Consider the following 13,887-nt stretch of genomic DNA (forward strand, 5'->3'; position numbering starts at 1 on the left):
CGCCTCATTGGCGACCAATAGGCACCTGCGGACCGAAGCCCTGCCGGGCCGGTCCGCAGATGCCTCAGGCGCCTTAAGCGCCGCAGATGACCGTCGTTCCGCTGATGGCGCCCACCTAGACCAGCGGCCACGGGTAACGCATGCCCGTACGGTCAAACGGCAGCACGCCGTCGTGCAGCAACCGCCGCACCCGGCGTCGCAGGGCGGTGACCTCCGCATTGTCGAGAAGCTCCGCCACGTCGTGCGGCACCGTCTCGGCGAGCGGGGCAAGGTCCTCGAGAAAGGTCCCGGGGATAGGAACACCGGCGAAGTCCCAGATCACCGTGCGCAGTTTGAAGCCCGCAGCGAAGCACAGTCCATGATCGATGCCCCAAACCCTTCCGTCATGGCCGCGGAGCACGTGCCCGCTCTTGCGGTCAGTGTTGTTGGCGACGCAGTCGAACAGGGCGATCTGCAACAGCCGGCGGTGGGTCTCGGGTGAATCCGCATACAGCGTGAAATAGTGCTCGCCGACGTCGCACTCGATAAACCACTGGAGCGAGCCGACCCCCAAGGGCGAGTCCTCGCGGATAACCGTCGGCGGCACGATTCCCCATTCCAGGTGTTCACTCAGCAGATACGCCGCGCGCTCCCGGCGGTAGAGCCCGGGTTCGAAGTCCAGCAGCGGCCGCTCTCCGGTCTCCGGTTTGTAGACCGCGTACGCCCAATCGTCCCCGCACGAAACGCGGACGAGGAACGCCGCGTTGCTACCGCGCGGGATGCGTCCGCGCAGTTCGATCCGGCCCTCACCGAGCAGGGTCAGTTCCCGTTCGGACACTGTCCGTCCCTTGTCACAGCTCCCTCAGTCCACTCAACGGTTCCAGGGTCGCGTTCACCATCAGCACGGCGGGCGCCTGACCCTCCACATACGAGATGACCGAGACCGAGCCCGGGCTGATAACGATCCGCTGGAAGTGGTCCAGATGGGTGCCCAGGGCGTGGGCGACGGCGGCCTTGATCGGGTCAGCGTGGGAGAAACACACGACGACGCCCCCGGCGTGGGCGGCGCACAGTGCCTCCAGCGTCCCGACCATCCGAGCTTGCATCTGCGCGAAGCTCTCCCCGTTCGGGAAGCGGAAGGCCGACGGGGTGTGCTGCACGGTCTGCCACTGTGGCAGGCCCGCCAGTTCGGCGAGCGCGGCTCCGGTCCACTCGCCGAAGTCACATTCGATGAGGCCGGCGTTCTCATGTACCTCGAGCCCGGTGCAGGCTGCCGTGGGCTCTGCAGTCTCGCGGGTGCGCTCCAGCGGAGAGGAATAGATGGCATCGACGGGGAGAACCGCGAGCCGTTCAGCGACCCGTTCAGCCTGGGCCCGGCCCCGGTCGGAAAGGTGCAGTCCCGGGGCCCGACCCGGCAGCACCGTGCCCGTGGTGGGAGTCTGCCCGTGGCGCACCAGAAGAATGAGGGTGGTTTGCGATGCCGGGGGTGATGCTGCAGTCATCAGGATCCAGTATGCCGTTCCACGGGCCCATGTGCAGGAATATTGGGGAATTCCCTCGATTCGCCGCATGCTCGAGGACTACCGTGGAGGGGTGAGTGATCGTCCCAATATCTTCACTGTTGGCGAATTGCGTTCAGCCGGCCATGTCTACAAGGACCTGCGCCACGAGGTCCGCGGCAACCTACTCGCCGCCCTGACCGCCGGCCGTGATCCGTGGCCTGGGATGTTTGGCTTCGGCCGGACCGTCCTGCCCCAGCTCGAGCGTGCGTTGATCGCCGGCCACGACGTCGTGCTGCTCGGCGAGCGGGGACAGGGCAAGACACGGCTTCTGCGCACGCTGGCGGGGTTGCTCGACGAGTGGTCGCCGGTCATCGAGGGCTCGGAACTGAACGAACACCCGTACGAGCCGATCACGGAGCAGTCCCGGGCCCGGGTGCTCACCGAAGGTGACCGGCTGCGTGTGTCGTGGCGCCATCGATCGGAACGCTACGTCGAGAAGCTCGCTACCCCGGACACCTCCGTTGCCGACCTCATTGGCGACGTCGACCCCATGCGGGTGGCCGAGGGCCGCCGGCTCGGTGACCCGGAAACCATCCACTACGGTCTCGTGCCGCGATCCAACCGCGGGATCATCGCCATCAATGAACTGCCCGACCTCGCCGAGCGGATCCAGGTCTCCATGCTCAACGTGATGGAAGAACGCGATATCCAGATCCGCGGCTACGTGCTGCGGCTGCCGCTGGACGTGCTCGTCGTCGCGTCCGCCAACCCGGAGGACTACACCAACCGCGGCAGGATCATCACGCCCTTGAAGGACCGCTTCGGCGCCGAGATCCGGACGCACTATCCCATAGAGCTGGATGACGAGGTCGCAGTCATCCATCAGGAGGGGCGGCTGGTGGCCGACGTCCCGCCCGTCATCCTCGAGATCCTGGCCCGCTACACCTGCGCGCTGCGGCAATCCCCGGCCATCAACCAGACCTCCGGGGTTTCGGCGCGCTTCGCCATCGCGGGTGCCGAAACCGTCGCCGCGGCGGCCCTGCGCCGGGCCAGCATGCGCAGTGAGGACGAGGCAGTCGCGCGCATCGTCGATCTGGCGGCTGCGGTCGAGGTCCTCACGGGCAAGATCGAGTTCGAATCGGGGGAGGAAGGGCGTGAACAGTCCGTCCTCGATCACCTCTTGCGCCTGGCTACTGCTGAAACGGCGCGGGCGCACTTCCATGGTCTGGACCTCGGCCCACTCGTGGCGGCGTTCGACGGCCACAGGACCGTAACCACAGGAGAACAGGTCACCGCGCGGGAGTTCCTCGAAAACCTCCCGTCTCTTGACGGATCCGGCCTTTACGACGAGATCAGCGGGCGCCTGGCCGCCAAGAACGACGGGCAGCGCGCCGCCGCCATCGAACTTGCCTTGGAGGGCCTCTACCTCGCCCGGCGGATCTCCAAGGACTCCGACGACGAGGAAACGATCTACGGCTAGGAACGACGTCGGCTGGAACATAGGGACAGGGATAGGCGGCATCATGGTTATCTACCACCGCTCCTCCAGGTACGGCCAGTATCGGGGAGGACCCGATCCGCTCGCCCCGCCGGTGGACCTGGCGGAGGCGCTCGACGCGATCGCCGACGACGTCATGGCCGGGTACTCACCGCGGCACGCCCTGCAGGAGTACCTGCGGCGCGGCGGCCGAAACCATGAAGGGCTCGACGCCCTCGCCGGCCGCGTTCAACAGCGCCGGAGTGAACTGCTGAGCCGCCACCGGCTGGACGGCACCCTCAGCGAGGTCCAGAAGCTTCTCGACACCGCCGTGCTGGAGGAGCGCAAACAGCTCGCCCGCGACGTCACGATGGACGATACCGACCGCGCATTACGGGAGATGCAGCTGCAGAACCTGCCCTCGTCCACGGCGGCGGCGGTCAACGAGCTCGCCTCCTACGACTGGCAGTCAAGCAGCGCAAGGGAGGCCTATGAGCGCATCAAAGACCTGCTGGGCCGTGAGGTCCTCGACCAAAGGTTCGCCGGCATGAAACAAGCGCTCGAGGACGCCACCGACGAGGACCGCGCGGCAGTGAGCGAGATGCTGCGCGATCTCAACGAGCTGCTTGGAAAACACCGGCGCGGCGAAGACACCGACGCGGACTTCCAGGAGTTCATGGCCCGGCACGGCCACTTCTTTCCAGAGAATCCACAATCCGTCGAGGAGCTGGTCGACGCCCTCGCCCAACGCGCGGCCGCAGCCCAACGGCTCCTGCAATCCATGTCCCCGGAGCAGCGCGATGAGCTGATGCGCCTGTCCGCCCAGGCGTTCGGTTCGCCCGAGCTCATGGCCCAGCTCGATCAACTCGACTCCAGCCTGCGCGCCTTGCGCCCCGGCGAGGACTGGACGGGCTCCGAACGCTTCGAGGGCCAGGAAGGGCTCGGGCTAGGCGACGGCACTGGCGTGCTCCAGGATCTCGCCGAACTCGACGAGCTGGCTGAACAGCTATCCCAGTCCTATAGCGGGTCCAGCCTCGATGACCTGGATCTGGATGCCCTCGCCCGTCAACTCGGGCAGAGTGCCGCCGTGACGGCCCGCACCCTCGGGGAGATCGAGCGGGCCATGCAGGACGGCGGCTACCTGCGGCGCGATGCCGACAACGACCTCAAGTTGTCCCCGCAGGCCATGCGACAGCTCGGCAGGTCGCTGTTGCGGGACACCGCCAAGCAGCTGTCCGGCCGGCAAGGGGGCCGCGACACGCGCGTCGCTGGGGCTGCCGGCGATCAGACTGGCTCCAGCCGTCAGTGGGAGTTCGGCGACGCCGAGCCGTGGGACGTCACCCGCACCATGACAAACGCGATCCGCCGGACGATGGCCGACGGCGGTGACCCGAGCCGCGGAGTCCGCCTCGGTGTGGGCGACATCGAGGTGACGGAGACAGAGGCGCGCACCCAGGCCGCCGTTGCGCTGCTCGTCGATGTGTCGTTCTCGATGGCCGCCGAGGGCCGGTGGGTGCCAATGAAACGAACCGCCCTCGCTCTGCACCACCTCGTCTCAACCAGGTTCCGCGGGGATCGGCTTCGGCTGATCACGTTCGGCCGCTACGCCCAGGCCATGGACATCGGTGAGCTCACGGCCCTGCCGGCACTGCGGGAACAGGGAACGAATCTGCACCATGGCTTGCTGCTGGCGGGTCGATTCTTCCGCCAGCACCCGTCGATGCAGCCCGTCCTCCTCGTGGTGACCGACGGCGAGCCCACCGCGCACTTGCTGGCCGACGGCGAGACGTGGTTCGCCTGGCCGCCCGACACGGAAACCATCCGCGTCACTGTCGCCGAGCTCGACCGCCTCGGACGTGCCGGTACACAAGCCACGTTTTTCCGGCTCGGCGATGACCCAGGGCTCGAGCGGTTCGTCCAGCGCATGGTCCGCCGAATCGACGGCCGGGTTGTCGCGCCCGAGGCTGGGGATCTGGGGGCTGCCGTTGTGGGGGAGTACCTCCGCGCCCACTTCCGCGGCCGCCCGTACGACGACGCCGACTGGGCTTTCTAGGCGGCCAGCGGAGGGAACGGACGCGGAGATTTTTAGAATTCGACCATTCAAGCGTCCCGCTTCGAGGCCATCCAAACGTGACTGAGATGTCAAAGGCCAATGGCGAGATTGTCACGCCATTTCCCTAGTCACGGGACAAATGCCGGCCGTAAAGTGAGCGCCATCACTCACTTCAAAGTCTGGGGCCTCATGCTGATCGGCCGAGAGCCCTCCGGCCCCAGACAGCTGCCGCTTTCGCGGTGACTGGCTCAAGGGGAGCGGTTTGATTCCTATGCAGGAGGCGGACATCGGCCACCGCTTTGGGCTGCGCCGATTCAGAATCGGCGGAGGTTCAGGCCCTCAACAGATCGAGACAATGGGAAAGGACGCCGGTGAAGTACAGCAGAAATGATGAGTTTCCGACTCCGCTAAGCGCAGCCCGGGCCAGGAAGGTCCTGGCCGACCACTTCACAGAGCTGCGGTTCAGCGTCAAGGATCTCCCGAATGGACTGGAGATCAGGGCAGGATCGGGCTTCATATTCCGGCTTCTGGGCTTCCTGGCGCCCAGGAGCATCCCCGTTGGTCTAACGGTTCAGCTCGAAAAACGCTGCGGCGGCACGACCGTGAAGGCGCGGGCTTCCGACAGGCTCGGGCGGTACCTGAGTGACCGGAAGTTTTCCGGCACGGTGGTGGCTTTGGACGGCAGGCTTGCTGCCCTGCTCAATGAATCGCGGACTGCCCTCGGAGTGGACGAACGCCAGTCCGCATAGGGTGCCGGGTTCTGGGGGAGTAGCGGCACGAGCCTGAGCTCAGAAGTTCCTACTTGCCCTGTTGTCGGCGAACCATTTCGGTGATCCAGATCGGCGCGAACGGCGACGTGCAGTTCGGGGGAGTCGGGTAGTCCTTGAGCACCGCCAGGCGCTCACCAATGTCCATTGCGCGGGTGCGGTGCTCGGCGTGCTCGATCCCGATCTGGGCCAGGCAGTGGTTCATCGCCCACTGCAGGCGGTCCGGGGCGTCTTTCATCTCCGTCTCGATGACGTCCAGGAGTCCGGTGAGGTCGAGGCCCTCGGGATTCTTCGCCACGCGTTCGGTGGTCAGGGCCCAGCCGGCACTCGCGACCACCGGATCCGGGTCCGCGGACCAGGCCACGCGAAGTTCTTCGGAGTGCGGGTTCTTCTTCACGACGTAGTTCACCAGCCAGTCGTGCACTTTGGGGGTGCGCGCCTTGCGCAACATGACGTCCAACTCGTCACGCCCGAACGCCTTCGGGCGACAGATCAGGATCGACAATAGTCTCCCCGCGGTGTCATCCGTCTCCCAAAGCTGGCGGGCGAGCTCCTGCTGCGTCTTCAGCCGCTTCGCGACCGCGCGCAGTTTGCTGAGGTTCACACCGTGATCGTCACCGTGCTTCTCGTTCACCTCACGTGCCCTCGGGTCCTCAAGCCCGGCCAGCTCGGCCATCACCTCGGCCACCATCGTCTCGGCCATCTTTGCCTCGTTTCCATCACTTGTGAGGTTCAGCCTACTGGGGAAACGCGCCCACCCACGCGACCAGCTGGCGCACAGTCAAGAAGCGGCAGGGAACCAAAGAGGCCCGCGGCCATGATGGTCGGCGGGCCTCTGTAATGGTGGGCGTTAGCGCCGTCCGGGGTCTCCTGGCCGGCGGTTACGTAGGGTACGGCTGATGCGTCGGCTGCGGCTGGGGCGGGTACTGACCCGGCTGGCCGTACTGTCCCTGCTGTGGGTACTGCCACTGCTGGTTCTGTTGCGGCTGGTAGGGCCGACCCTGGGGTTGCTGAACCGGGGCATACGGCGGCTGCATGGGCACCCGGCCGTAACCGGCAGTCCCGTTCACCGCCCGTGCCCTTGCCCGGGCTTCGACAGCCCGGGCGGAAAAAACCGCTGGTGTCCGAGATATACGATGCCCAGGCCGATCGAGTAAAGGACACGCAGGGATTTTTCGGTCATACCCACATCATGCGTAGGCAGTCCGGCGGAGACGAGCAGGCGCGCCCTTGGTGATGCGCGTAATCGTCCAGATGCACTGACGGGAAATTTGGAGAAAACAAAAGTCGGATGGCAGAACATCCGCCCCTATCGACTGATTATAAAAGCGCCGATAATCAACATTATGTAAAGCTAGCTTTGTGAAGAGCTACGGGAGGGGTTCCCGGCGCTCCACTCCACCGTCAGACCGGTATCCGATCTTGTACTTGAGTCCACCTGGGCGTCGTCCGGCTACGAGTCCGATTATCAGACCCGCAAACGCCGCGGGCAGAGCGAGTAAGGCTCCGAGCTGCGGAATGAGGCGGTCGGGCATGACGAGATCCGGCCAGCCGACCAGCAGGGCCGGTCCCGCGACGGCCAAGGTCACCGGCCGCCCCGGATCGCTCAGGCGCGCCCCGACGGCTGCGGCCGCCGAGACGACAGCTCCGGCGAAGATCAGCGCATGGCCCGGACCTTCCCTGGCAAACGACTCCGGCGTGTGGATGAGTGAGAACGTCATGGCCATCCCGTGGCTGTGAGTACCAGGGAGGCCACGATGGCCAGGGTCCACATGGCGGCCTGTTGTCGGCGGCGGATGCTCACGGCCCCAACCCACGCCTGCCTGACACTGGGGCGCCGCTCCCCCGGCCCATTCGGTCTTTGAAGTGTCAGGCAAACCTTCAGGAAACACCGCCCGCTACCAGGTGCCGAACGGTGGGCAAACCCCAAAGCTCTGGTTGCGGACTAATTCCGAAGGAGGCGTTGCACTTGCCCAGCGTGCACTTCGCTCACCCATTCCCAGCCGGCCTTGGCCGACGGGCCAATCCGCGGGTCGCTGGGATCCTTGCCGTCACGCAAGGCGTGCACGTAGACCCGATCCCGGTCGATCCGTGCGCGCACTTGGTGAGCTCCGCCGACGGACCCGTGGCCCGGGATTACGACATCGACGTCGCGCGCCACGCCCTCGAGCAACCGCAGCGAGGTGAGGTATTCCTCGATCGTGTCGCCGGTGCCGTTCAGGTCGAGCATTGGAATCAGGACATCGGAGAGCATGTCGCCGGCGACGAGGACTCCGCGCGCCTCGATCAACAGCGCCGCGTGCCCCGGGGCGTGCGCCTGATGCTCCATGATTCGGACCCCCGGGCCATCCCATGGAATCTGCGTCGTCTCGGCAGGCAGGCCTGTGATGAGCCCGAGCAGATCCAGGGAGACCTCCTCGGGGATGCCGGCGGCCTTTGCGACTGCATCCACCCCGCCCGACAGCCGATCCCGGGCGGTCGCTGCGCAGCGCGCGGTGCCGTAACGGGGCGCCGTGCCGAGCCCGGCGTGCCAGAGGAGGTGATCCCAATGCGGATGCGTCGAGAAGCCTGCCACTACGGTCTGCCCCAATTCCGACAGGTCGCTCACGAGACAGCTCATTTCATCCTCGTGCACTCCGGCGTCGATAAGCAGCACGCCAGTCCCGCCCTGCACGAGAACGGCGTTGCTTTGGCAGAACTCGCTCACGTGGATCAGTACACCTTCCGCGACCTGCGTCAGCATGCGCTGGGCCCCCTTACATCGCCGATAGCGTAGCGGTGCGTCATGACACTGAGCGAGGTTCCTGCATCGACGCCGCTCTCACGCTTGTCCGATCTGACATGGTCACCCATCGCGACACTCACACGGTCAACGGAAAACCGGAGCTGCAGAGGCATTCGTCATGCGGAGAATACTCCCAAGGTGACCTGCGGTGACGCAAGTAGCGGCGAGAAGTTACCGGTCACGATCCGCCGGGCGCCACATGAATCGATTTCCACACCGCCGAAGGGCTTCGGAGCCGATTAAAAAGCCTGCGCATCCTGCTTAGGACTCCAACCAAGCGGCCCTCTCCTAGCCTTCCTGGGGCGCCGCTCCCCCGGCCGGGTCAGTCTTTTGTAGCTATTTTCTTGATCTCGTAACGCAAGATTGCCACCGTTTTCGAACGCGGCGGCCTCGAGCAGCAACAGGTCCTGCCGGTCCTCGAAGATGCGCGCCTCAACGGGGTCCCCAGGCGTCGTGCCGCTCATCGGCTCTGGGCGTAGAAGTCGCGGAGAACGGCAGCGAATATCGGCCGCAGGCGCTTTGGATGCGTGACGGCGCCTGCCGCTCGAAGGATTGCCGTGTCGACGTCGGCTAAAAAGTCCTCAGGTGATGCACGCCCATCCGGAACACGGATCAACCAGACATATCCCCTGGGCCGCGGCGGGACGTCGGCGTCCCGGAGATAGGAATCGATGTCGTCATCGACGCCTTGACGGTCACCGGCTGTGAACGGAACTTCGAAATCGTGCCGGACGCCAGCGTGCTCGGCGTAGCCGGTAACCACCTTGTCCGCGTCCGAGGACGGGTGGCGGCACAGGTTTTCCCTGCCTGCTGCCCACCCCATTAGCGCTCCCCAGCCATTCTCGGGCAACTCCACCCAGGAAGCTGAGGGCTCAGCTTCCTGTACCTCGCTCCACATGGTTGCTCCGTATCGGCTGGGCTGCGGGTGCGCCCTGAAGGAGCGCTTTAGCCTTCGCACTCGATGCAGTACGAATGGCCATTGCTTTCGCGCGCCAGCTGGGACCGGTGCCGGACCAAAAAACAGGAGGAGCAGGTGAACTCGTCCTCGGCCTGTGGAATGACCTGAACGATCAGTTCCTCGGCGACGAACTCTCCGCCGGGGGTGATGGCGTCATCCAGCGCGTCGGATTCGTCCAGCTCGCGGACGACGCTGCGGGCATCGGGGGCGTTCGCGGATTGCAGCGCCTCCAGAGACCTGTCCTGTGATTCCTTGACGTCGGAACGGACTTCGTCGTAATCGGTTGCCACTTCGGTGATTCTCTCTTCTCTGATGTTGCCGGACGATCATGTCTGACTCCAGTCCAACACACACGAGGGCGCCCGTATTCCCCGCTCGCCACTATGTGTCAGGCGGCTTCTGACGGCCTTGAAATCGGTCCGCGGCCATGGCCTCTGGACCAGCGGAAACGCCCCCGGTCATGTCCCGGAGCAGCCATCACGCGGGGCTGACAGCCTGTAATAGCTCGTGGTGCCATGCGAGGCCCCCTTAGCTGTGACTTCCTTTGTTTTGCCTGTGAATCCGCCGCGGGTCCTTGCGCGGGATTGGTTGCCTGCGGCAAGCTGTTGCTCACTTGGTGAATTAATCAAGTAAATGGAGACCGACGGCGAGGATGCTGTCGGACTTTGCCGCGGCGTCGCCGCCCGGGCATGAACCCGCAGAACGGGGGGCAGCAATATGCAACGTCCAGTATCCATGTCGGCCAAATTTCGCGCCATCGTCACTTACTCGTTGATTGCCGTGATCGTAATTCTTGGAATTGCGTATATTTTCATTTCCCGGTCGCCCGTTGCGCCGCTTCCGGGAGCGTCCGGGCCTTCTGGGAACAATCCGACGGTGTCTGGGCGCGCTGCTTACCAGAAAGTCCCGAATCAAGTTCTGTTTGCGCTGGATAGCGCCGGTAAGCCGAATATCTCCGGCGACCTGACGAATATCAAGCAGGGCGACGCGGGCGATTGCTATTTCCTGGCGGCCTTGATGACAGTGGCCGCACGATCGCCTGAGACCATTTTGAACATGGTTCACGATAACGGCAATGGCACCTACACGATTTCCTTCCACAGCAAGTACGACGGCGTACCCAACCCGGTGACGGTGACGGTCAATGGTGATCTTCCGTTCCGCCGCGACAAACCCTTCGAAAATGGCATCGAAAATATTGATGGCAAAAACGTTTCTTGGGCGGCGATTATCGAGAAAGGTTGGGCGGTGGCGAACGGCAACAGCTATAAGGGCATCGACGGCACCGACCTCAGCAACGCTCAGGACCACGACGTGCATAATGGCCTCTATGCCATCACCGGCGAGGCGGGCGTCGACCGCAACCCAGGCGGCCCCATGACTGAGGTGAGTTTCGCGCAGATCGCGGAAGATTTTGCCAGCGGCCTGATTACCCTTGGGACGTCCAACTCCGACGGCAAGCTGGTGTCCGACCACTCGTACGCGTTGCTGGGCGTGGATTCTTCCGACCAAACCGTCGTGGTGGGAGATCCGGAGGGTGGCCAAAAGACGCTGTCGTTTGAGACCTTCCAGTCCACGAATATCAACCAGTACATCGCGATACCGGCTTTGCCTAGCAAGGGACTGGTGAACGAATGACGGCGCCCTGCCGAGCCCTCACCCCCGGCTGGTCCGCTATTCATCGCGGGCCAGAGCCGCTCATCTAGTCCCCTGCGGACCCTTCCAGCCGGGTGTGCTGCCGGCGGCTCGTGGGTATCGAGGGCCGCGGGCCTGGTCACGTTTTCGTCCTGTGCCGCTGCCGGCAGGAAGACGCACAGCGCCGGTTCCATTCGTCCGCATTGGGACTACTCTGTTGGCAAGATCTTCATAGAGGAGGAGCAAATGAGTGCCTCGGAGGAACTGTCCGCCATCCAAGCGCGGCTCGCCGCGGACGAGGACGAACGCGCGGAGGGGGTCATCGACCAGACCGTCCGGGACCGGCGCTATCTGCTCTCCTTAGTTCGGGAACAACTAGCCAGCCTCGAGAAAGTGGCCGCCCTGGCATCCGGCTTCGCCGAGCGGGGCGAGCGGATCGAAGAGCAGTTTGGAGGCGCTGGCACGAATCACGCGATCAGGGCTGCCGGTCTCGGTGACGGGTACCGGGAAGCCGCCAGGAGTATCCGTGCCGCGTTAGGCCCGGCGGTGAGTGAGCCCCACCACGATGCAACTGCAGCCGCGATGAGAAGGAACGCACCAGAGCACCAACCGCAATCGGGCTCGTCGGCGCTCCCCCCGGAAGCCCTGGCAGGATAACGCCGTACACCTCCGGGTCACAATCTGTGGGCAGCCCCCGTAGCTGAAGTGCTTGTTTCTTGCCACGAGGCTCCCGAGCTGCAGAAAAGTCCGCACCGCTTCCAGGAGGCGTTCCTGCTCCGGTTCGCTGCTCCGACCACGCGTCCAATTTGTCAAGCTTTCAGGCTGGCAGCCCACTTGCGAGAGCCCGTGTGCCGTGATGGACGATCAGCGGTCCCGCACCGTAAATTCTCCTGCGCCGCAATCGCGGCGAGGCAAGACATCCATTCCTCGTCCGGCTACTAGGCCCTTCTCAAATGGCCGGAACAGGACCATCATTCCTGCTAAGCAAGTTCGGAATCGGCAGTGGTCTCAAGCGACGGAGAGGGGGCGATCTTCCCTCGGTGGATCGCACCGAGAGACCGAATCCGCGCCTGGCGGGCACCCTTCTCCCGCTTCTCTGAACGCGGTCCGTCAGCGTAAGCCTGAACGCACTTCCAGTCGGGGGCTGGTGGCGCAGTCGGGCCTCTGGATCTCCTGGAATTCCGAAAGCGAAGGCCACCGAAATGTCCCAGCCACACGAGCGTCGACCAATGCTGGGTTCCGCTCTCATCCTGTTCGTCGCAACATTCACGGTCGTTTCGTGTTCCGGGCAAAACGCGGCCCCACTGCCGTTCACATCCTCAGGCTCCACCGACCCAACATCGCCGACGGCTGCGTCGGAGACTCCGTCCCCTACAGCTTCCCCGACTCCGACGGGCCCCGACCTCTGCGGACCAGGATCGGCCCTCAACTTCGACCCGGCCGCCTTCCCCGAGTCGCCGAAGATCGACAACAAGTGGTTCCCGCTGACGCCCGGCATGCAGTACACGACGACGGGAAAGGTCACGAACGCCGAAGGCTCCACCCAGCGCACAGTGGTCCACTCCGTGACCGGGCTGACCAAAGTCATCCACGGAGTCAAAACCCAGGTGATGTGGGACCAAGACATCTCTGATGGTGAGTTGGTGGAATCCGAATTGGCCATGCTGGCCCAGTCAAAGGATGGCGCGGTCTGGCTCTTCGGGGAGTACCCGGAGGAGTTCGAAGGCGGCAAATTTGTTGGCGCGTCGAAGACCTTCATAAGCGGCATCGCCGGAGCCGAGGCAGGGATCGCGATGCCAGCCCAGCCTCAGACTGGCACGCCGGCCTATCCGCAGGCTCACGCGCCCGCAGTGGGCTTCCTGGACTGCGGAGACGTGCTTGAAGAGCATAAGCGGGTGTGTGTTCCCACCGCGTGCTACGAGGACGTCCTGGTAATCGATGAACGCAATCCGCCGGAACCGGACGCTGGCCACCAGAGGAAGTTCTATTCGGCCGGCACAGGGCTGGTTCAAGTGACGGCCGTGGGTGGCGCTGACCAGGAAACCTTGAACCTCGTGAAGGCGGAACAGCTGTCCGACGCCGGGTTGAAGAACATCAACCAGAAAGCACTGGCCCTCGAACAGCATGCCTACCAGCTAGGCAAGACCGACTACGCAAAGACACCCCGTGCCGAACTGACAACGGAGGGTTCCGGAGGTCAATGATCAAACCAAGGCATTGATTCGGGTGGCGATAACCCGATAGGTTTTTGAGTGTCCCCAAGACTGTCAGTGTGTCGTTGACAACGTTCTGTCCAGTGCAGTTCCTATGGGAAACAGGGATTCACGAAGGAGTGAACACCATCTCTTACACCGCTGAGAACTGGCCCATCACCGCAGCGCTCCTGCAGTTCCCGGGAACCGACGCGCAGGGTAAGCACGTCAACGACGCCGACGCCTCCGCCTGGGCCGGGGTCTTCACCGAGGTCAGGGACGCCGGCTTCGCCGACGCCGACCTCACGGACAGCTGGGTCCGCCCCGGCGACCTGAGCCCGGCCCGGCTTGCCGAGTTCAAGCAGACCGCGGAGACCGTGGGCATCGGCGTCCCCGTCATCTCCGCCATCCGCCGCAGCGTGATCGAGGAAGGGAACTGGGAGGCGAACCTGGCCTACAGCCACCGCACCATCGACGCCGCCGCAGAGCTCGGCTGTGAGGTGGTCTCCTTCGGGCTGCACCAGGCCATCACCGCCGAG

General features: G+C 64.5%; 13 protein-coding genes and 1 pseudogene. 7 read left to right on the forward strand and 7 right to left on the reverse strand.

The window, feature by feature from the left end:
* Positions 1-115: 115 nt before the first annotated feature.
* Entirely contained in the window at positions 116-817 is a 702-nt protein-coding gene (locus AC1DKQ_RS04795; protein ID WP_476883418.1) for an SCO1664 family protein, read from the reverse strand.
* 13 nt (positions 818-830) lie between these two features.
* On the reverse strand, positions 831-1,481 hold the full coding sequence (locus AC1DKQ_RS04800) for an MSMEG_4193 family putative phosphomutase (RefSeq protein ID WP_476883419.1): 651 nt from the start codon (positions 1,479-1,481) through the stop codon (positions 831-833).
* 91 nt (positions 1,482-1,572) lie between these two features.
* Here AC1DKQ_RS04800 and AC1DKQ_RS04805 point away from each other — a divergent pair, with 91 nt between their 5' ends.
* From AC1DKQ_RS04805 to AC1DKQ_RS04815, 3 genes are all read left to right on the forward strand, one after another.
* The gene (locus AC1DKQ_RS04805) at positions 1,573-2,961 is read left to right on the forward strand and encodes a sigma 54-interacting transcriptional regulator (RefSeq protein WP_476918358.1); all 1,389 of its coding nucleotides are present in this window, start codon (positions 1,573-1,575) and stop codon (positions 2,959-2,961) included.
* 43 nt (positions 2,962-3,004) lie between these two features.
* Positions 3,005-5,011, forward strand: coding sequence for a vWA domain-containing protein (locus AC1DKQ_RS04810; protein ID WP_476883421.1), 2,007 nt, complete (start codon positions 3,005-3,007; stop codon positions 5,009-5,011).
* Positions 5,012-5,382: 371 nt separating this feature from the next.
* Positions 5,383-5,760, forward strand: a complete 378-nt coding sequence (locus AC1DKQ_RS04815) for a hypothetical protein (RefSeq protein ID WP_476918359.1) — start codon at positions 5,383-5,385, stop codon at positions 5,758-5,760.
* 49 nt (positions 5,761-5,809) lie between these two features.
* Here AC1DKQ_RS04815 and AC1DKQ_RS04820 read toward each other — a convergent pair whose 3' ends face one another.
* The 5 genes from AC1DKQ_RS04820 to AC1DKQ_RS04840 all read right to left on the reverse strand — a co-directional run bounded on the left by AC1DKQ_RS04820 (position 5,810) and on the right by AC1DKQ_RS04840 (position 9,811).
* Complete coding sequence (locus tag AC1DKQ_RS04820) at positions 5,810-6,481, reverse strand: DNA alkylation repair protein (RefSeq protein WP_476883423.1); 672 nt, start codon at positions 6,479-6,481, stop codon at positions 5,810-5,812.
* A 667-nt stretch (positions 6,482-7,148) separates the two neighbouring features.
* Positions 7,149-7,499, reverse strand: coding sequence for a hypothetical protein (locus tag AC1DKQ_RS04825; RefSeq protein WP_476883424.1), 351 nt, complete (start codon positions 7,497-7,499; stop codon positions 7,149-7,151).
* Between the two features lie 224 nt (positions 7,500-7,723).
* Positions 7,724-8,521 (reverse strand): MBL fold metallo-hydrolase, encoded by a 798-nt coding sequence (locus AC1DKQ_RS04830; protein WP_476883425.1) that lies wholly within the window; start codon positions 8,519-8,521, stop codon positions 7,724-7,726.
* Positions 8,522-9,023: 502 nt separating this feature from the next.
* Positions 9,024-9,461 carry a DUF5956 family protein gene (locus AC1DKQ_RS04835; protein ID WP_476883426.1) on the reverse strand — a complete coding sequence of 146 codons (438 nt, stop codon included), beginning with the start codon at positions 9,459-9,461 and terminating at the stop codon, positions 9,024-9,026.
* Positions 9,462-9,508: 47 nt separating this feature from the next.
* Complete coding sequence (locus tag AC1DKQ_RS04840; protein ID WP_377986394.1) at positions 9,509-9,811, reverse strand: DUF4193 domain-containing protein; 303 nt, start codon at positions 9,809-9,811, stop codon at positions 9,509-9,511.
* Positions 9,812-10,256: 445 nt separating this feature from the next.
* Between AC1DKQ_RS04840 and AC1DKQ_RS04845 the strand changes: the two genes are divergently transcribed.
* The 4 genes and pseudogenes from AC1DKQ_RS04845 to AC1DKQ_RS04860 all read left to right on the forward strand — a co-directional run.
* Complete coding sequence (locus AC1DKQ_RS04845; protein WP_476918360.1) at positions 10,257-11,159, forward strand: C2 family cysteine protease; 903 nt, start codon at positions 10,257-10,259, stop codon at positions 11,157-11,159.
* A gap of 243 nt (positions 11,160-11,402) precedes the next feature.
* On the forward strand, positions 11,403-11,813 hold the full coding sequence (locus AC1DKQ_RS04850; protein ID WP_476918361.1) for a hypothetical protein: 411 nt from the start codon (positions 11,403-11,405) through the stop codon (positions 11,811-11,813).
* Between the two features lie 572 nt (positions 11,814-12,385).
* Complete coding sequence (locus tag AC1DKQ_RS04855) at positions 12,386-13,360, forward strand: hypothetical protein (protein WP_476918362.1); 975 nt, start codon at positions 12,386-12,388, stop codon at positions 13,358-13,360.
* A gap of 137 nt (positions 13,361-13,497) precedes the next feature.
* Positions 13,498-13,887: pseudogene (locus AC1DKQ_RS04860) on the forward strand (sugar phosphate isomerase/epimerase); the annotation flags it as partial.

Source organism: Arthrobacter sp. 05L421 (genome assembly GCF_056397785.1).

Bases quoted from the DNA above. Each gene is read 5' to 3' on its own strand.
- AC1DKQ_RS04830 (WP_476883425.1), bottom strand. From the start codon at position 8,521: ATGCTGACGCAGGTCGCGGAAGGTGTACTGATCCACGTGAGCGAGTTC.
- AC1DKQ_RS04845 (WP_476918360.1), top strand. From the start codon at position 10,257: ATGTCGGCCAAATTTCGCGCCATCGTCACTTACTCGTTGATTGCCGTG.
- AC1DKQ_RS04850 (WP_476918361.1), top strand. From the start codon at position 11,403: ATGAGTGCCTCGGAGGAACTGTCCGCCATCCAAGCGCGGCTCGCCGCG.
- AC1DKQ_RS04835 (WP_476883426.1), bottom strand. From the start codon at position 9,461: ATGTGGAGCGAGGTACAGGAAGCTGAGCCCTCAGCTTCCTGGGTGGAG.
- AC1DKQ_RS04800 (WP_476883419.1), bottom strand. From the start codon at position 1,481: ATGACTGCAGCATCACCCCCGGCATCGCAAACCACCCTCATTCTTCTG.
- AC1DKQ_RS04810 (WP_476883421.1), top strand. From the start codon at position 3,005: ATGGTTATCTACCACCGCTCCTCCAGGTACGGCCAGTATCGGGGAGGA.
- AC1DKQ_RS04855 (WP_476918362.1), top strand. From the start codon at position 12,386: ATGCTGGGTTCCGCTCTCATCCTGTTCGTCGCAACATTCACGGTCGTT.
- AC1DKQ_RS04825 (WP_476883424.1), bottom strand. From the start codon at position 7,499: ATGACGTTCTCACTCATCCACACGCCGGAGTCGTTTGCCAGGGAAGGT.
- AC1DKQ_RS04820 (WP_476883423.1), bottom strand. From the start codon at position 6,481: ATGGCCGAGACGATGGTGGCCGAGGTGATGGCCGAGCTGGCCGGGCTT.